General features: G+C 70.6%; 19 protein-coding genes. 11 read left to right on the top strand and 8 right to left on the bottom strand.

The genetic code is table 11. The features are described from left to right. Positions 1-111 precede the first annotated feature (111 nt). Positions 112-1,404 carry a mechanosensitive ion channel family protein gene (locus GWK16_RS13070; RefSeq protein WP_170054389.1) on the top strand — a complete coding sequence of 431 codons (1,293 nt, stop codon included), beginning with the start codon at positions 112-114 and terminating at the stop codon, positions 1,402-1,404. A gap of 31 nt (positions 1,405-1,435) precedes the next feature. Here GWK16_RS13070 and GWK16_RS13065 read toward each other — a convergent pair whose 3' ends face one another. The 4 genes from GWK16_RS13065 to GWK16_RS13050 are packed head-to-tail and all read right to left on the bottom strand — an operon-like array spanning position 1,436 to position 2,905. Continuing rightward, on the bottom strand, positions 1,436-1,795 hold the full coding sequence (locus GWK16_RS13065; RefSeq protein WP_170054388.1) for a DUF2155 domain-containing protein: 360 nt from the start codon (positions 1,793-1,795) through the stop codon (positions 1,436-1,438). Beyond that, entirely contained in the window at positions 1,792-2,010 is a 219-nt protein-coding gene (locus GWK16_RS13060) for a hypothetical protein (protein WP_170054387.1), read from the bottom strand. Before GWK16_RS13060 ends, GWK16_RS13065 begins: the two co-directional genes overlap by 4 nt. Continuing rightward, positions 2,007-2,525 carry an outer membrane lipid asymmetry maintenance protein MlaD gene (gene mlaD, locus GWK16_RS13055; protein WP_170054386.1) on the bottom strand — a complete coding sequence of 173 codons (519 nt, stop codon included), beginning with the start codon at positions 2,523-2,525 and terminating at the stop codon, positions 2,007-2,009. The genes GWK16_RS13060 and mlaD overlap by 4 nt, the downstream gene beginning before the upstream one ends. 20 nt (positions 2,526-2,545) lie before the next feature. Continuing rightward, on the bottom strand, positions 2,546-2,905 hold the full coding sequence (locus tag GWK16_RS13050; protein ID WP_170054385.1) for an NADH-ubiquinone oxidoreductase subunit NDUFA12 family protein: 360 nt from the start codon (positions 2,903-2,905) through the stop codon (positions 2,546-2,548). Positions 2,906-3,061: 156 nt separating this feature from the next. Between GWK16_RS13050 and GWK16_RS13045 the strand changes: the two genes are divergently transcribed. From GWK16_RS13045 to GWK16_RS13000, 10 genes are all read left to right on the top strand, one after another. Further along, positions 3,062-4,564, top strand: a complete 1,503-nt coding sequence (locus GWK16_RS13045) for a TSCPD domain-containing protein (RefSeq protein WP_170054384.1) — start codon at positions 3,062-3,064, stop codon at positions 4,562-4,564. A gap of 93 nt (positions 4,565-4,657) precedes the next feature. Beyond that, positions 4,658-5,122 (top strand): RidA family protein, encoded by a 465-nt coding sequence (locus tag GWK16_RS13040; protein WP_170054383.1) that lies wholly within the window; start codon positions 4,658-4,660, stop codon positions 5,120-5,122. Between the two features lie 289 nt (positions 5,123-5,411). Next, positions 5,412-5,621 carry a hypothetical protein gene (locus tag GWK16_RS13035; protein WP_170054382.1) on the top strand — a complete coding sequence of 70 codons (210 nt, stop codon included), beginning with the start codon at positions 5,412-5,414 and terminating at the stop codon, positions 5,619-5,621. A gap of 329 nt (positions 5,622-5,950) precedes the next feature. Then, positions 5,951-6,160 (top strand): hypothetical protein, encoded by a 210-nt coding sequence (locus tag GWK16_RS13030; RefSeq protein WP_170054381.1) that lies wholly within the window; start codon positions 5,951-5,953, stop codon positions 6,158-6,160. 90 nt (positions 6,161-6,250) lie between these two features. Then, the gene (locus tag GWK16_RS13025; protein WP_170054380.1) at positions 6,251-7,414 is read left to right on the top strand and encodes a GNAT family N-acetyltransferase; all 1,164 of its coding nucleotides are present in this window, start codon (positions 6,251-6,253) and stop codon (positions 7,412-7,414) included. Positions 7,415-7,462: 48 nt separating this feature from the next. Next, on the top strand, positions 7,463-8,341 hold the full coding sequence (locus GWK16_RS13020) for an EamA family transporter (RefSeq protein WP_170054379.1): 879 nt from the start codon (positions 7,463-7,465) through the stop codon (positions 8,339-8,341). After that, a complete protein-coding gene (locus GWK16_RS13015) occupies positions 8,338-10,338 on the top strand; it encodes a DNA/RNA helicase domain-containing protein (protein ID WP_170054378.1) in 2,001 nt (666 codons plus the stop codon). The genes GWK16_RS13020 and GWK16_RS13015 overlap by 4 nt, the downstream gene beginning before the upstream one ends. 8 nt (positions 10,339-10,346) lie before the next feature. Further along, positions 10,347-11,216, top strand: a complete 870-nt coding sequence (locus GWK16_RS13010) for an endonuclease/exonuclease/phosphatase family protein (protein ID WP_170054377.1) — start codon at positions 10,347-10,349, stop codon at positions 11,214-11,216. Next, positions 11,216-12,454: an MFS transporter gene (locus GWK16_RS13005; protein WP_170054376.1), complete on the top strand. Its 1,239-nt coding sequence runs from the start codon at positions 11,216-11,218 to the stop codon at positions 12,452-12,454. Before GWK16_RS13010 ends, GWK16_RS13005 begins: the two co-directional genes overlap by 1 nt. Beyond that, a complete protein-coding gene (locus GWK16_RS13000) occupies positions 12,451-13,332 on the top strand; it encodes a polyphosphate kinase 2 family protein (RefSeq protein WP_170054375.1) in 882 nt (293 codons plus the stop codon). Before GWK16_RS13005 ends, GWK16_RS13000 begins: the two co-directional genes overlap by 4 nt. Here the strand turns inward: GWK16_RS13000 and GWK16_RS12995 are convergent. From GWK16_RS12995 to clpS, 4 genes are all read right to left on the bottom strand, one after another. Beyond that, positions 13,329-13,661 (bottom strand): carboxymuconolactone decarboxylase family protein, encoded by a 333-nt coding sequence (locus tag GWK16_RS12995; protein ID WP_338144468.1) that lies wholly within the window; start codon positions 13,659-13,661, stop codon positions 13,329-13,331. The genes GWK16_RS13000 and GWK16_RS12995 overlap by 4 nt on opposite strands. A gap of 47 nt (positions 13,662-13,708) precedes the next feature. Continuing rightward, a complete protein-coding gene (gene pncA / locus GWK16_RS12990) occupies positions 13,709-14,341 on the bottom strand; it encodes a bifunctional nicotinamidase/pyrazinamidase (RefSeq protein ID WP_170054373.1) in 633 nt (210 codons plus the stop codon). Further along, positions 14,338-16,689, bottom strand: coding sequence for an ATP-dependent Clp protease ATP-binding subunit ClpA (gene clpA, locus GWK16_RS12985; protein WP_170054372.1), 2,352 nt, complete (start codon positions 16,687-16,689; stop codon positions 14,338-14,340). Before clpA ends, pncA begins: the two co-directional genes overlap by 4 nt. Before the next feature lie 107 nt (positions 16,690-16,796). After that, positions 16,797-17,138 carry an ATP-dependent Clp protease adapter ClpS gene (gene clpS, locus GWK16_RS12980; protein ID WP_168039745.1) on the bottom strand — a complete coding sequence of 114 codons (342 nt, stop codon included), beginning with the start codon at positions 17,136-17,138 and terminating at the stop codon, positions 16,797-16,799. Positions 17,139-17,232 lie beyond the last annotated feature (94 nt).

Here is a 17,232-nt window from a genome sequence, read left to right as displayed (position 1 = left end):
CGCGCCGGGGCTGTCCGAGGTGGGCGGGAAATAGCGCTGACACGCCAGTTCCATCGACGTCTGCTGCTGCCGGCCGCGGCTGCGCTGCTGGCCCTGTCCCTTCATCTCGGGATGCCCGCGGAAGGCCGGTGGTCGAGCATCGGCCTCGCGGCGGGACTCGGCTTCTGGCTCTGCCTGGCCTGGACCGCGGCACGGCTGGCCGGCGCGCTCCTCGCCCATCACCCGAAGCTGCTGACCGACCTGATCGGCGCCGCCTTCTTCGCGACGGCGATGATCCTCGCGGCGCAGCTCGTCTTCGACCTGCCGGCGACGGGGCTCATCGCCACCTCCTCGGTCGTCATCGCCGTGCTGGGCTTCGCGCTGCGGAACATCTTCGGCGACATCTTCTCCGGCATCGCGCTCGGCATCGAACACCCCTACGGGCTCGGGGACTGGATCGAGGCGACGGAGAATTGCGCTGGGCGGGTGGTCGGCATTTCCTGGCGCGCGACCCGGCTGGTCACGCGTGATGGCGTGACGCTGGTGGTCCCGAACACGCTGATCGCGAGCCACCGCATCGCGGTCTACGGCCCGGACGGCAACGGCCGTTTCCGGGTGGCGATGAGCGTGCCGCTCGATCCCGCGGTGCCGGCCGGTCGCGCGCGCCGGATCCTGCTCGCCGCCGCGATGGAGGCCGGGCGCGACGTGCCGGGCTTCGCGCCGGACGTGATGCTGTCGGACCTCTCGCAGGGGGTGGCGCAGTACCTGGTGCGCTTCTACGTGCCGGACTTTCCGCAGGAGATGCGCTGGCGCGACGCGGTCGCGCGCGCCGTGCAGGCCGCCGTGCAGCGGGCCGGCCTGTCGATCGCGCATCCGACGCGCGAGACCGTCCTGCGTCGGGCCCTGCCGGCGCTGGAGGATGGCGGCCGGCGCGCGCTGCTCGACGCGACCGACCTGTTCCGGCCGTTCACGGCCGAGGAGCGGGGGATGCTGGCGGAGGCGATGCAGCCGGCCGTGGTGGCGGCGGGCGCGGCGGTGGTGCGGCGCGGCCAGGCGGGCGACTCGCTCTATCTCGTGGCCGAGGGCGTGCTCGACGTCCGCGTCGCCGATGCCGATGGCGCCGAGTTCACCGCGGCGCGCCTCTATCCCGGCGCGGTGTTCGGGGAGATGTCGCTGCTGACGGGCCAGCCGCGCAGCGCCACCGTGCTCGCGGTCACCGAGGCCGCGGTCTTCGAGCTGCGGAAGTCGGATCTCGATCCGCTGCTGCGGGCGCGGCCGGCTCTGCCGGACGCGCTCAGCGCCATCATGGCGGAACGCCAGGCGCGCAACCTCGCCGGGCCGGGTCGCGAGAGCATGCCGGCGGCCGCGCCGCTGACGCGGGAGGATCTCCTCGCGCGGCTGAAGTCCTTCTTCGGGATCCGCTAGGCCCGCCGGCGCGGCTGCGTGGCCGGGGGCGTCAGCGGCACTCCAGCACGCGGATGTCGTAGACCGGGTGTTCCAGCATGTTCACGCCCGGCGCATTGGCGAACATCCAGCCGTGGAAGGCCGGCGGGGCCTCGGGGCGGGCGCGGCTGTCGGTCATCTCCATCCAGGCGGCGGCGTCGGGCACTTCGTCCGGGGCGCGGCCGTAGCAGGAGCGCAGGTTGATCGTCAGCGAGCCGAAGGTGACGCTCGATCCCACCCGGGCCTCGAGGATCGTCACCCGCGCCGTCACCTTGTCGAGCGCCTGCAGCCGTGCGGCGCGCTGGGGCACCCATTCCTGCGCCGAGGCGGGCGTGGCGAGGACGAGCAGGGCGAAGGCGGCGATCCACCTCATGCGCGGCGCCTCGGGCTCGCAAGCCCATCCACCAGCTCGGCGAGGATGCGGCGCATCGCGGCCTCGTCCACGCCCATCAGGACGGCATCCTCGAAGGTGTCCTGCAGGGCCTGGCGGACCTCGGCGTGGTTCTCGGCGAGGACCTTGAGCTTTTCGCGGCAGGAGACGGGCTGGCCATCGGCCCCGGGCCAGACGGCGGGGGGGAGGGTGCTCATCGGGGTGCCGGCGCCTGTTCGGGCGCGGGCTGGGCCGGCTGCTCCGGGTTGCGGTTCTGGTTCATCTCGGTGACCGAGAAGATGAAGCGGCCGAGCAGGCTCTCGAGGCTGACCGCGCTCTGCGTGATGGTGATCTCGCCGCCGTTCTGCAGGTAGCGGTCGGATCCGCCGGGCACGAGGGCGACGAACTTGCCGCCAAGCAGGCTCTCGCTCTGGATCTCGGCCGAGGTGTCGGCGGGCAGCCGGATCGACGGGTCGACGCGCAGCGTGAGCACCGCGAGGAACGTCGCCGGGTCGATGCGCTGGGCGATCACCTGGCCGACCTTGACCCCGGCGAGGCGCACATCGGCGCCGGCCGCAAGGCCATCGATCCGGTCGAACCGGGCGGTGAGCTGGATGCCCGAACCGCCGGTCAGGGACCGCCCGCTGCCGGTGACGGCATACACAAGAAACACGGCCGCGACCCCGAGGACGACGGCGCCGGTGAGCAACTCGGCAAGGCTGCGCTTCTGCATGCGAGGATGGATGTCGGGACTCAGCGCCCCGGCGTCCAGGCCTCATAGTCGCCGGCGGTGGCGGGACGTTGCCCGCCGCGGCTGTCGGCGCCCGGCGGCCGCCAGGCTTCGGCCGTGCCGGTGCGGTTCGGGCGATGGTCCTTCTGCCAGGCGCGGCGTGGCGCGTCCTCGGGCAGGGGCTGCTCGGTGGTGTTGTGGATCCAGCCCCACCATTCGGGCGGCACCGTCGTCGCCTCGGGCGCGCCGGCATAGATCACGCGGCGCATCGGGCGGCCGTAGACGTCGCGGCGGGACCGCGCCTCCCAATACGTGTTGCCGAAGCGGTCCTGGCCCACCTTGCGGCTGGTCAGGCGAATAAACAGGTCGTCGAGGAAGGCCATGGGCACGTCCTTGGGGCATCCTGGGAAGGAGGCTTGATGCCACAGCGCGGCGGCCGGCGCAAAGGACGGGCTATCCACAGGATATTGGGGGTCGCGAGTCGGTTTGGCACAAGATGCGGCTTCCGCAGGCCGCCGAGTCTCGCTAGCGTTCCGGCCATGGCAGGCATCCTCGGCACGATCTGGGATGGCGTGGCGCTCCGCCGGGAGCGCATCGGCGCCGATCCCGATGCTCCCCCCCGGTCCGTCGCCCTTCCCGCAGCCTGGGAGGACGGCGCGGCCGCCGCGCTCGCCGCCCTCGCGCCCGGCAGCGGTCCCGCCGCTTTGCCGACCGTGGCCGAGGGCTGGATCCGGCGCGTCACCACGCGCGGCCGCCGGCTCGGCCTGCTCGACAGCCCGGAGGAAGCGGATGCGCTGGCCGACCGGCTGCGCGCGCTGCTGATGTCGCGCCGCGGCGCGCCCGGCATCGAGGTCTGGCGCGACCGCAAGGAGGACAGCCGCTTCGTCCTCAACCTGCCGGCCTTTCTCGAGGCCGATGGCGGTTTCGACGCGCCGGGCTACGCCGCTGCGGTCGCGACCGGGGTTCAGATGCTCGACATCCTGGGCCAGGGGCGCGCGCCGCGACTGCGCGTGGGATTCGCCGACCTCGCCGGGCTGCTCGCCGCGTTCCGCCTGCCCTATGGCGGCGAGGACGCGCAGGCCGTCGCCGCCGCCATCGCCGCCCTGACGCAGGGCTCGGCGGAGGCCGAGTCGGGGCGCCTCGCCGCACGCCATGGCGCGCTGCATCCCGTGGCGCTGATCTGGCCCGAGCCGCCCGCCGAGACGGCGGTGCCGGGCCTGGCCGCCGCCGCGCGCGCGGCGCTCGATGCCGCCGCGGCGTCGCCGGGGCTGCGCCACCAGGGTTGCGTCGCCCTCGCGCCCGCCGATGCGGTGGAGGCACTGTTGGGCGCCGAGACGGCAGGCCTCGCGCCGGCCGCCGGCGCGCTGGTACCGTCGCGCGACGAGGCTGGCCGCTACGTCCTGCTTCCCACGCGCGCCGCCGCGCGCGCCGGCGCGGAAGCGGCGACCCTGCTGATGCCGCCGCCGCCGGCGGCCCGGGCGGCGATGGAGGCGGCGGCGATGCCCTTCCTGGATGCGGCTCCGCCGACGCCGGTTGCGGTGCCGGCGCCGCCGCAGGCGCCGCGCCGGGCGGCGCCCAGGCCCGTGGCGGCGGCAGCGGCCCGGACCTGGCGGGTGTCCGTGGGCGGCGCGCGGGTTGCCCTGCGGGCCACCGAGGATGATCGCGGCGGGCTTCGCGAAATCGCCTTCAGCCTGCCGCGCGAAGGGGCGCCCACGCGGGCCTTGCTCGAGGCCGTCGCCCAGGCGGTCTCGCTTGGCCTTGCCCATGGCGTGCCGCTGGCGGCCTTCGTCGATGCCTATGCCTACGGTCCGGGCGCGGGCGGCGTGGTCGACGGCGACCCGGTGATCCGTCGTGCGACTTCGGTGCTCGACTGGGCGTTCCGGCGGCTGGCGCTGGAGTATCTCGGCCGCGGCGACCTGCCGGATCCGGCGGAGGAGGAAACGATTGCCGCGCCGGTCCGGTCCGAGCCGCCGCTGCTGCCGCTCGACCTGCCCGCGCAGCCGGCCCCGCGCCGGCACCGGGCCTTGCGCCAAGCGGCTTAGCGCCGCTTCGACAGCCGCGTCCGGGGAGGGCATGCTCCGGCCAGGCCGCGCATCGGGGACGGTGGCGGCCAGGTTTCAACCAGGAGAGCCTTCATGGCCGGACGCATCGACCAGCGCCTCGCGGATCTCGGCATCACGCTGCCGACTCCGGCGGCGCCGATCGCCAACTACGTGCCCTTCGTCGTCACGGGGAACCTCGTCGTCATCTCGGGGCAGATCCCGTTGGTGGACGGCAAGGTCGCCTTCACCGGCAAGGTGACGGAGGACATCACCCCCGAACATGCGAAGGAGGGCGCGCGCGCCTGCTTCGTGAACCTCCTCGCGCAGTTGAAGGCGGCCACGGGGGACCTCGACCGGGTGAAGCGCGTGGTACGGCTGGGCGGCTTCATCGCGGCGCCCGGGACCTTCACCGGTCACGCGGCGGTGATGAACGGGGCTTCCGATCTCGCGGTCGAGGTCTTCGGCGATGCCGGACGCCATGCGCGGTCGACGATCGGCGTCCCGTCCTTGCCGGCGGATGCGGCCGTGGAGGTCGAAGGCCTGTTCGAGATCGCCTGAAAGCGGCCTGTTCTACGGGTCTGGTGCCGGCACCATCCCGGTGAAACCTGGGGTGGTGCGCGGCGATCGCGCCACACGTCCATCGCCGGCAATGCTCCCGGCCGTCATGATTCTTGCGCGAACATTACTGTCCGTTTATCAATCTTGAGGATATTTTCGCAGCCACCACGTGATTCAGGTCACAGCCCCGTTGGCGTATTCACAGATTCGTGAGTATATGCGCCACCGATCGCGGTGAGAGGCGGCCGGTGGGTCCACCGGGGGTTGTTGGCGAGAGGGGGCTTGCGCCATGGGTCTTGGCATCCTTGCAGTTCTGATCGGGCTCGGCGCTGCCGGCGCGGGCGCGTATCTCGGTTTCGCCGCGAACGGCGTCGCTCTGGCGCTGCCGGGGGCGCTGGCGGGGGCCAGTCCGGCCACCGTTGCCGTCGTGATGCTGGTGTCCGGCGCCGTGACCATGGTGCTCGGCGCCGTCAGCATCGTGCGGTCCAACCAGTACTGACCGCGCGGAGGCGCTGCGCCGGCGGCGCGCAACGGCACCAACCGGGGTGCCGTACGCCCCGCAGTCGATCCAGGATCTGGTGTCGGATCGCGCGGTGCACCACCATGGGTGGTCCGTTGCAGCAAACCCACAACTGCGCGAAATCCGATATCGTTACGCACGTCACAGGCGATTTCAGGTTTTAAGCGGTTGCAAACACTGCTCGCGAAATGGTGATTATGTGGTGGTCGTCCCTGGGGGCGGTTGAGATGCCGCCAAGCGCGAAAACGCAGCGACGCTAAGCTGCCTCCACGGATCTACCAGGGGTTGTTGGCGAGGGGGTTTGCGCCATGGGTCTCGGAATCATTGCTCTCATCATCGGTCTGGGTGCGGCAGGGGCGGGCGCCTATGTCGGCTTCGCGACCAACGGACTGCCGGTGGCACTGCCGGGGTCGCTGGCGGGCTCGAGCCCGGAGACGATCGCGATCGTTATGCTGATCTCGGGCGCCATCACCATGGTGCTCGGCGCCGTCAGCATCTTCCGCGCGAACGAGTACTGAGCCGGCGCGGCGGGCGGCCTTGGGGGAAGGCCGCCCGTCGCTTCGCCGGGCGCTTCTTGTCATGGCGCACGGGCGCGCGACATTGGGGCGATGCCCGATGGACCTGCGCCCCTTTCGCTGACGCTGCACCGCCGGATCGCGGAGATCGACGCGTCGGCGTGGGATGCCTGCGCCGGCACGGACAATCCCTTCGTCAGCCACGCCTTCCTCTCGGCGCTCGAGGACAGCGGCAGCGCGGTCCCGGATCGCGGTTGGCTGCCGCAGCACGCCGCCCTGCGCGACGAAACAGGCATGCTGCTCGCCTGCGCGCCCTGCTACGCGAAGTCCCACTCCCAGGGCGAATACGTCTTCGATCACGGCTGGGCCGATGCCCTGGAACGCGCGGGCGGGCGCTACTACCCGAAGCTCCAGGTCGCCGTGCCCTTCAGCCCGGTGCCCGGGCCGCGGCTGCTGGTCCGCCCTGGCTGCGGCGTGCCGGCGGCCGCGCTTGGCCAGGCGCTGGTGCAGGGGTGCACCGCGGTTGGCGCGTCCTCCGTGCACGTGACCTTCTGCACCGAGGCGGAGTGGACCGCGCTCGGCGAGGCAGGCTGGCTGCAGCGGCTCGGCACCCAGTTCCACTGGGAGAATCCGGGCTATGGCTGCTTCGACGATTTCCTCGGCGCGCTGGCCTCGCGCAAGCGCAAGGCGCTGCGGCGCGAACGGCGGGACGTGGCGGCAAGCGGCCTGACGCTGCGCTGCCTGCGCGGCGCCGAGATCACCGATCGCCACTGGGACGCCTTCCACCGCTTCTATCGCAGCACGACGGACAAGAAGTGGGGACGCAGCGCCTACCTCACGAAACGCTTCTGGCCGATGCTCGGCGACAGGCTCGGCGATGCGGTCGTGCTCATGGTCGCCGAGCGCGACGGCGAACCGGTCGCCGGCGCGCTGAACCTGGTGGGCAAGGATGCGATCTACGGCCGCAACTGGGGTGCAGTGGTCGACGTCCCGTTCCTGCACTTCGAGCTCTGCTACTACATGGCCATGGACTTCGCGATCGCGCACGGCATCGGCCGCGTCGAGGCCGGTGCCCAGGGCGAGCACAAGATCCAGCGGGGCTACCTGCCGGTGCCGACCTACTCGGCGCATTGGATCGCGCATCAGGGCCTGGCGCGGGCGGTGGACGATTTCCTCGCGCGCGAGCGGCCGGCGATGCTGCGGGAGATGGAGATGCTCTCGACGCTCTCGCCCTTCCGGCAGGACGGCGAGGCCTGACCGCGGCCGGCATGGGCAGTCCCGCCGCGGCGGGATAGGCTCGCGGGCGTGACGATCGCCTATCTGCAGCTGGCCCTTTCGATGGTGCTGACCGGCATCAACGTCGTCGTCGGCAAGCTGCTGGCCGAGGCATTGCCGGTGCCCCTCGTCGTCTTCCTGCGCTGCGTGCTCGCCACGGCGGTGCTGTGGCCCTTGGCGCGGCGGATGGACGGGCCGGTCGCGGTGCCGCGCGCCGTGCTTGGCAACCTCGCACTGCAGGCGCTGTTCGGGACGGCGCTCTACAACGCCGCGCTGCTGGCCGGGCTGCGGCTGACGACGGCGCTTGAGGGCGGGCTGGTGCTGGCGACGCTGCCGGCGGTGGTCGCGATCGGCGGGGCGCTGCTGTTGCGCGAGAGGCTGCCGCGGCGCCAATGGGCGGCGGTGGTGCTGGCCGGTGGCGGCATGGCCGCGATCACCGTGGCGCGGGCGGCCGGCGGCGCGGATGGGTCGGCCTTCGGCAATCTGCTGATCTTCTGCGGCGTGCTGGGGGAGGCGGCCTACATGCTGCTCGCCCGCCGCATCGCCGGCCGCGTGCCGGTGATCACCGCGAGCTTCTGGATGCAGGCCTTCTCGGCGCTGGTGCTGGCACCCTTCGCGCTGCCCTGGGCCGGCGAGGTCGCGGCGCTGGCGGAACCGCGGATCGGCGGGCTGCTCGTCTTCCACGCCATGACGGCCAGCGTGCTGTCCCTGCTGTTCTGGTACGCGGGCATGAAGCGCGTGCCGGCGGGGATGGCGGGCGTTTTCACCGTCTTCCTGCCCGGCACGGCGGCGCTGGTCGCGGTCACGCTGTTGGGGGAGGCCTTCACCCTGGTGCACGTGGCGGGCTTCGCGCTGATGATGGGCAGCGTGGCGGTGGCGACCTGGCCGCGCCGAGGGGGAAACGCGTGAGGGCCTGGTACGCTTGCACGGGTGCCGAACTGCTCACGCGCGATCCGGCGGATACGGTGGGACGGCTCGCCTCGGCGCAGCAGATGCGCGGATTCTCGGGCACACCGGACCAGGAGATCGCGTGGCATCGGCAGGTCGCGGCGCTGCGCGGCGCGGTGGCAGCCCTGAGCGGCGCGGCCTGGACGATCGTGCTGGAGTACGAGTTGCTGCGCCTGGAAAAGCGCATCGACGCGGTGGTGCTGACCGATCGCGCCATCGTCGCCATCGAGTTCAAGTCCGGCGCGCCGAGCAATGCCAGGCGGGCCGAGGCGGAGGACTACGCGCTCGACCTGCGCGATTTCCATGCGGGCAGCCGGCGCCATTCCATCGTGCCGGTGCTGGTGGCCGCGGAAGCGGCCTTCGCGCCGCCCGTGCAGCCCTGGCTGCTACCACCCAATCCGACCGAGCCGCTGGTCTGCGGCCATGGCAGCATGGCCGAGGCGCTGCGCTGGGTGCAGGCCGAACTGCCACCCGCGGCCGCGCCACTGGTTGGCGCGGATTGGCTCGCCGGCGCCTACCGGCCGGTGCCGACAATCGTCGAGGCGGCGACGATGCTCTACGCGCGCAACGGCGTCGCCGACATCGCGACCGCGCGGGCCGATGCGCCGAACCTGACACGCACCGCGAAGGCCATCGCCCGCGCTGTCGCCGCGGCGCAGGCCGAGGGGGGCAAGCGCGTCGTCTTCGTCACCGGCATTCCTGGGGCCGGCAAGACCTTGTGCGGGCTGAACGCGGTCTTCGCGCCGGAGGCCGGCGGGCGTAGCGCCTTCCTGACCGGCAATGTCCCGCTGGTGACGGTGCTGCGCGCGGCGCTGGCGCAGGATGCGGTGGACCGGCGCGAATGCAGCCGCCCCGAGGCCGAGCGTCGCGTGAAGGAGCGGCTGCAGAACGTGCATCGCTTCCTCGAGGACAACGCGACCGATCCGCAGCGTCGTGCGCCGCCCGACCGGCTGATCGTCTTCGATGAGGCGCAGCGCGCCTGGGACGAGGCGAAGTCGCGGATCGGCACGCAGAACAAGCGATCCCTCCTGACGATGAGCGAGCCGGCCCATACGCTCGAGATCATGGGCCGGCACGAGGGCTGGGCCGTGATCGTGGCGCTGATCGGCAATGGCCAGGAGATCAACACCGGCGAGGCCGGGCTGCGCGAGTGGGGGCGCGTGATCGCGGCATCTGACGGGCGTTGGCGTGCCGTCGCCGCGGAGCGGGCGGTGGCCGCGCGCGACCCGCTGCAGCGCCTGGCCGATGGCGCGGCGCCCTGGCTGACCATCGATGAGAATCTCGACCTGACCGTTCCCGTACGCAGCGTACGGGAGAGCACCGGCGCGGCCTGGGTCGACGCGCTGCTGCGCGGCGAGATCCTGGAGGCCCGCAGCATCGCCGAGGCCGGCGCGCTGCCCTTCCTGCTGACGCGCGACCTCGATGCTCTGCGCGACGGGTTGCGGCGCTTCGCGCGCGGCCAGCGGCGGGCGGGGATCGTGGCATCGGCCGGGGCGAAGCGGTTGCGGGGGGACGGGCTCGGCGTTCAGCTGGACGATGTCGCCGACTGGTTCCTGAGGCGCTGGCCGGATGTGCGCGGATCGGACGCGCTCGAGACCTTCGCGACGGAATACGACTGCCAGGGTCTGGAACTCGACGTCGCGGGCTTGGCCTGGGGCGGCGACCTGCTGTGGTCGCGCAACGGATGGCGCACCCGGCGTTTCGTGGGACATACTTGGCAGGAACGGACCAAGGATGCGCACTACGTCATCAACAAGTACCGCGTGCTGATGACCCGCGCGCGCTACGAGACGATCCTGTGGGTGCCGCGCGGCAGCCTTCGCGAGGACCCTTTTCACGACGCCACGCGGGATGCGGCGGAGATGGACGCGCTGGCCGACCTGCTCCTCGCCTGCGGCGTCCGGCCGCTCGAGCCGATGCCGGCCCCCGCGCGCATCGCGGCCGCAACGCTGCTATGACTGCCGCCATGCGCCCCCTGCTGATCGCCTTGTGCCTGCTGTTCGCCGTGCCGCTCCAGGCCGCGGAACTGAAGATCGCGTCGTGGAACATCGCCTGGCTGACCACCAAGCCCGCGGGGCACCCCGACCTGCCGCGGGACCTTGCGCCACGGCAGGATCGCGACTTCGCCCGGCTGCGCGCCTATGCCGATCGGCTCGCCGCCGATGTCGTCGCAATCCAGGAGGTGGACGGGCCGCTTGCCGCCGCGCGGGTCTTCGACGCGACGCGCTACGAGTTCCACTTCCCCGACGAGACCGACACCCAGCGCGCCGGCTTCGCCTGGCGGCGGGGGCTGAACGTGACGCGCAATCCGGACGTCTCGGCGCTCGACCTGGTGCCGAATGCACGGCGGTCGCTGCGGCGCGGCGCCGACATCACGGTGCGCAGCGGGGAAGGGCCGCCGATCCGGCTGCTGTCCGTCCACCTCGACGGCGGCTGCGCCTGGCAATCGGTGCAGCGGCCCAATTCGCGCGACTGCCAGAATCTTGGCCGCCAGGCGGAGATCCTGCGCGACTGGATCGCGGCGCGCCGGCGGGAAGGGATCGCCTTCGCGATCCTGGGGGACTTCAACCGCCGCATCGAGCGCAACGACGATTTCCTGACCGTACTGACCGAGGCCGCGCCGCTGACCCGCGCGACCGAGGGTTTCTCGAATCCCTGCTGGGCGAGGGATGGGCAATCGCGAGGCTTCGTCGACCACATCCTGCTCGGCGGGCCGGCGCGGGACTGGCTGGTGCGGGACAGCTTCCGCGTCCTCGTCTACGCCGATCGCGATCCCGCCCTGCGCGACGTCATCTCGGACCACTGCCCGATCAGCGTGAGGATCGATCCGCGCTGATGGCCGATGGCGCACCGGGCTTCGCCCGCATCACCCTGCCGCTCGCGGCGATCAATTTCCTCAACCAGGCGAACCGCGCGCTGGTGGCGACGATCGGGCCCCTGCTCGCGCTGGAATTCGGGCTGTCCGCGGCGGAGCTCGGGCTGCTCGCGGCCTGCTTCTTCGGGGCCTATGCGCTGGCGCAGCTGCCGATCGGCGTCGCCCTCGACCTGCATGGACCGCGCAAGGTGCAGAGCGTGCTCGCGCTCGTCTCCATGGCGGGCTTCGTCGTCAGCGCGCTGGCGCCCGACGTGCTGGTGCTGGCGCTCGGACGCATGATCTGCGGCTTCGGCCTCGCCGCCGGACTGATGGCGATGCTGAAATCGAACACGCAGTGGTACCCGAAGGAACGCGTCGCGGCGGTGACGGGGGCGGGGCTGTTCATCGCCGGCCTCGGCGGGATGAGCGCGACGGTGCCGGTGCAATGGGCGCTGCCGCTGCTCGGCTGGCGCGGCATCTTCGTGCTGCTCGCGATTCTCGCGGTCTGCGGGTCGGTATGGATCCGGCTGATGGTGCCCGACCGCCCGCCGCATGTCGTCCGCCCCGAACGCCGCAGCCTGGTGCGCGAGATCGGCGAGTTCGGCCGCATCTTCAGCGACCGCGCTTTCCTGCGCTTCCTGCCGGCGGTGATGGTGCTCTCGGCACTGAACTTCACCTTCCAGGGGCTTTGGGCGGGTCCCTGGCTGCGCGACGTGGGCGGGATGGCGGACGGGCCACGCGCGGTCGCGCTGCTGATCTATGCGCTGGGTCTGGTGACGGGCAGCCTCGCCACCGGCCAGGCGGCATCCTTCGCGCAGGCGCGCGGATACTCCCCCATGTTCGTGCCCTATCTCGGCATCGCTGGCGTGCTGGCCGCTCAGGTCGTGCTGGTGATGGGACCGCAGGGATACTGGGTGATTGCGGCGACCTGGTTCTGCTTTTCCTTCTGCGGGTCGGTCGGCGTGTCGGGCTATGCCGCGATGGGGCAGGGCTTCCCGCCGGAACTGCAGGGGCGCGTCGCGACCGCCATCAACTTCGCGATGCTGGTGCTGGTCTTCGCGCTGCAGACCGGGATCGGGGCGATCCTCGACCTCTGGCCGCGCACGGCAAACGGCGGCTGGGATCCCGCCGGATATGCCGCGGCGCTGGGCCTCACCTTCCTGTTGCAGGCCGGCGCGGCGCTGTGGATCGTGGTGGCACCACGGGGGAGGGTCGCATGATCGCCAAGGGTACGGGAAAGCTGCTTGATCGTTTCCGCGTCACCTCGGGCAAGGGCTTCCGCCTCAAGAATTGCGACCCTGGTGACACCGGCGGGCTCGACGTCCAGAAGGACCATGCGGCGGACATGCTGCAGCGCGGGGTCGAACGTCTCGCGGAACTGCAGGACATGCTCTACGCGCAGGACCGCTGGTCGGTGCTGTGCATCTTCCAGGCGATGGACGCGGCCGGGAAGGACGGAGTGATCAAGCACGTCTTCTCCGGCGTGAATCCGCAGGGCTGCCAGGTGCATTCCTTCAAGGCGCCGACGCCGGTCGACCTCGACCACGACTTCCTCTGGCGCCATTCGACCGCCCTGCCCGAGCGTGGGCGCATCGGCATCCACAACCGCTCCTGGTACGAGGAAGTGCTGGTGGTGCGCGTGCATCCCGATTTCCTCGCCGGCCAGAAGCTGCCGCCGAGCGTCGTCGGCAAGACCATCTGGGAAGAGCGGCTTGAGGACATCGCGGCCTATGAGCGCTATCTCTCGCGCCAAGGCACCGTGGTGCTGAAGTTCTTCCTCAATGTCAGCCGGGAGGAGCAGAAGCGCCGCTTCCTCTCCCGCATCGACGAGCCCGAGAAGAACTGGAAGTTCTCGGCGAACGACGTCGCCGAGCGGGCGCATTGGGATGCGTATATGAGGGCCTATGAGGCGGCGATCCGCGGCACCGCGGCACGGCACGCGCCGTGGTTCGTGGTGCCGGCCGATGCGAAGTGGTTCACGCGCCTCGTCGTGGTCGCCGCGATCGTGGAGGCGCTGGAGGGTTTGGACCTCCACTACCCCAAGGTCTCGAAGGCGCAGAAGGCGGCGCTGGAGGTGGCGCGGAAGGCGCTGGTCTAGGCCTCGTTCGCCCGGTCCAGCGCATGCAGCGCGTAGGTGAAGGCCGCACCTGCGTTCAGGGCGATGGACACGCCCAGCGCCTCGGCGATCTCCTCCTTGGTCGCCCCGGCAGCCTGCGCCTTGCGGACATGCGCATCCAGGCAGCCGTCGCAGCGCGTGGTGATGGCCACTGCGAGCGCGATCAGCTCCCGCGTCTTGGCATCGAGGTGCTGCGTCTTCGCCGCCCCGTTGTTCAGTGCGACGAAGCCCTTGACGATCTCGGGGTGCAGTTGCCCGAGTTCCTTGCCGCGGTCGCGCAGCGTGGCGGAATAGGCGGGCCAGTCCTTGATGGCGCTCATGGCAATCTCCCCTGCCGTGCCGGCGCGGGATGGCGCCGTCAGGCGGCCAGGATATCCGCCGATGCCAGGCGCCGCACCCCCGCCGCGGTCATCTCGGACCAGGCGCGCGCCAGGCTGCCTTCAAGATCGATGGCGCGGCACGCTTCCTCGATCACCGCGGCCGCGATGCCGAAGCGGCGCGCATCCAGCGCGGTCCAGGCCACGCAGAAATCGGTCGCAAGACCGCAGACATGCACCTCGGTCACGCCGCGGGAGGTGAGCCATCCATCGAGCCCAGTGCGCGTCGCGCGGTCGGCTTCGAGCAGCGCGGAGTAGGAATCGACTCCACGATGGCTGCCCTTGCGGAGGACAAGCTGCGCGCGGGTGACGTCGAGGTCTTCATGAAGGGCCGCGCCATGGCTGCCCATGACGCAGTGGTCGGGCCACAGCACCTGCGGTCCGTACGGCATGTCGACCGTGTCGAAGATCGTCCGGCCGGGATGTTGCGAGGCGAAGGACGCGTGGTCCGCAGGATGCCAGTCCTGCGTCACGACGATGATGTCGTACTGCGCCTGGATGGCGTTGATCAGGGGGACGACGCGCTCTCCGTGAGGGACGGAGAGCGCGCCACCGGAACAGAAGTCGTTCTGCACATCCACGACGAGCAGTGCAGTCGTGGACGGTGCCCTCATTCCGCCGTCTCGGGTTCCCGCTCGGAATCGCCTTCGCCACCTTCCTCGGGCTTGGGCAAGGCCGGGGGCGCGGCTTCCACCACGTCGAAGGTGAGCGCGCCGTCCTTGAAGCCGACCTTCACCGCACCGCCCTTCACCAGCTTGCCGAAGAGCAGTTCCTCGGCCAGCGGCTTCTTGACGTATTCCTGGATGATGCGGGCCAGGGGACGCGCGCCGTACAACGGGTCGTAGCCCTTCTCCGCCAGCCATTCCTTCGCCGCGGAGGAGAGTTCGATCGTCACGTTGCGGTCGGCGAGCTGCGCCTCGAGCTGCATGACGAACTTCTCGACCACCTGGCCGACGATCTCGGGCGTCAGGCCCGAGAAGGGGACCGTGGCGTCGAGCCGGTTGCGGAACTCCGGCGTGAACATCCGCTGGATCGCCTCGGTGTCCTCGCCGACGCGCGCCGAGCGTTCGAAGCCGATCGCCGGCTTCGCCATGTCCGACGCACCCGCATTGGTCGTCATGATCAGGATGACGTTGCGGAAGTCGACGGTCTTGCCGTTGTGGTCCGTCAGCTTCCCGTGGTCCATCACCTGCAGCAGGATGTTGTAGAGATCCTGGTGCGCTTTCTCGATCTCATCGAGCAGGAGCACGGCGTGCGGGTGCTGGTCGATCGCATCCGTCAGCAGGCCGCCCTGGTCGAAGCCGACATAGCCGGGCGGCGCGCCGATCAGGCGGGAGACGCTGTGCCGTTCCATGTACTCGGACATGTCGAAGCGGATCAGCTCGATCCCGAGGGTCTTGGCGAGCTGCTTCGCGACCTCGGTCTTGCCGACGCCGGTCGGACCGGAGAACAGGTAGTTGCCGATCGGCTTTTCCGGGTCGCGCAGCCCGGCGCGGGACAGCTTGATCGCGGCGGACAGCGCCTCGATCGCCTTGTCCTGGCCGAACACCATCGCCTTCAGGTCGCGCTCGAGATTGCGCAGCTGCTCGCGGTCGTCGGTCGAGACCGACTTCGGCGGGATGCGCGCGATCTTCGCGACGATGTCCTCCACGTCCTTCAGCGTCACCGTCTTCCGCCGCTTGTTCTCGGGCAGCAGCATGCGGCTCGCACCGACCTCGTCGATCACGTCGATCGCCTTGTCGGGCAGCTTGCGGTCGTGGATGTACTTCGCGCTGAGCTCCACCGCGGCGCGGATCGCCTCGGGGGTGTAGCGGACCTTGTGGTGCTTCTCGTAGTTGGTCTTGAGGCCCTGCAGGATCTTCACCGCATCCTCGAGCGTCGGCTCGTTGACGTCGATCTTCTGGAAGCGGCGGACCAGCGCGCGGTCCTTCTCGAAGTAGTTGCGGTATTCCTTGTAGGTGGTCGACCCGATGCAGCGCAGCGTACCCTGCGCGAGCGCCGGCTTCAGCAGGTTCGACGCGTCCATGGCCCCGCCCGAGGTCGCGCCGGCGCCGATCACCGTGTGGATCTCATCGATGAAGAGGATCGAGCCGGCCTGGTTCTCCAGTTCCTGCACGACCGCCTTCAGCCGTTCCTCGAAATCGCCGCGATAGCGCGTGCCGGCGAGCAGGCTGCCCATGTCGAGCGCATAGATGGTCGACTTGAGCAGCACCTCGGGCACGTCGCCCTCGACGATGCGCTTCGCCAGGCCCTCGGCGATGGCGGTCTTGCCGACGCCGGGATCGCCCACGTAGAGCGGGTTGTTCTTGGTGCGCCGGCAGAGAATCTGGATCGTGCGCTCGATCTCGGGCTCGCGCCCGATGAGCGGGTCGATCTTGCCCTGCTGCGCCTTCTTGTTGAGGTTGACGCAGTAGTTCGACAGCGCGTCCTGCCCACGGCCGCCGCGCGGCTTGTCGTCCTTCTCCTGGTTCTCCTCGCTGTTGTTCGACCCGGTCGAACCCTGCACCGGACGCGGCTGGGACCGCCCCGGCGCCTTGGCGATGCCGTGGGAGATGAAGTTCACGGCGTCGAGCCGCGTCATGTCCTGCAGCTGCAGGAAATAGACGGCGTGCGATTCGCGTTCGCTGAACAGGGCGACGAGGACATTGGCCCCCGTCACCTCGTCGCGGCCGGACGACTGCACGTGGATCGCGGCGCGCTGGACGACGCGCTGGAAACCGGCGGTCGGCTTCGGGTCGCCGCCGCGCTCGGTCACCAGCCCCGCGAGGTCCTTGTCGAGGAACTCGGTCAGGTCGCGCTTCAGCCGGTCGAGGTCGACGCCGCAGGCGCGCAGCACGGTGGCCGCGTCCTGGTCGTCACCCAGCGCCAGCAGCAGGTGTTCGAGAGTTGCGTATTCGTGACGCCGTTCACTGGCCAGGGCCAATGCCCGGTGGAGCGTCTGCTCGAGGTTGCGGGACAGCATGTCAGTGACGCTCCCCTGTAGGTGGTGCGGACGCCTCGTTGGGCCGCTGCGCCACCGAAGTTCCGGTCGTGATGTGGGCCTCCCCCTGGGGTTCTGCGACCCCCGCCCTATTCCTTCTCGATGGTGCACTGAAGCGGATGCTGGTTCTGGCGCGCCAGATCCATCACCTGCGTCACCTTGGTCTCCGCGACCTCATAGGTGAAGACGCCGCAGACACCGACGCCGCGGCGGTGGACGTGCAGCATGATCCGCGTCGCCTCCTCGCGGTTCTTCTGGAAGAAGCGTTCGAGGACATGCACGACGAACTCCATCGGCGTGTAGTCGTCGTTCAGCATCAGCACCTTGTACATGGCCGGCTTCTTGGTGCGCGGACGGGCCTTTACGACGACCCCGGTCTGGGATCCGTCGCCGCCCTGTCCGCCGCCGGTACGCTTGTCCTGGTCGCTCATGGCCGCACTAGGTGGTTTCCCTCGACGCGGCCGGCAACAGGCGGCGTCGCATGACAGGATATCGGAGCGCGCGGCCCCAGGTGAAGGGCCGAGC

The sequence above is a fragment of the Neoroseomonas marina genome (assembly GCF_012927745.1).
GTDB classification, from domain to species: Bacteria; Pseudomonadota; Alphaproteobacteria; order Acetobacterales; family Acetobacteraceae; genus Neoroseomonas; species Neoroseomonas marina.
The sequence above is the reverse complement of the archived record's forward strand: the minus strand, read 5'-3'. Positions and strand labels throughout refer to the sequence as shown.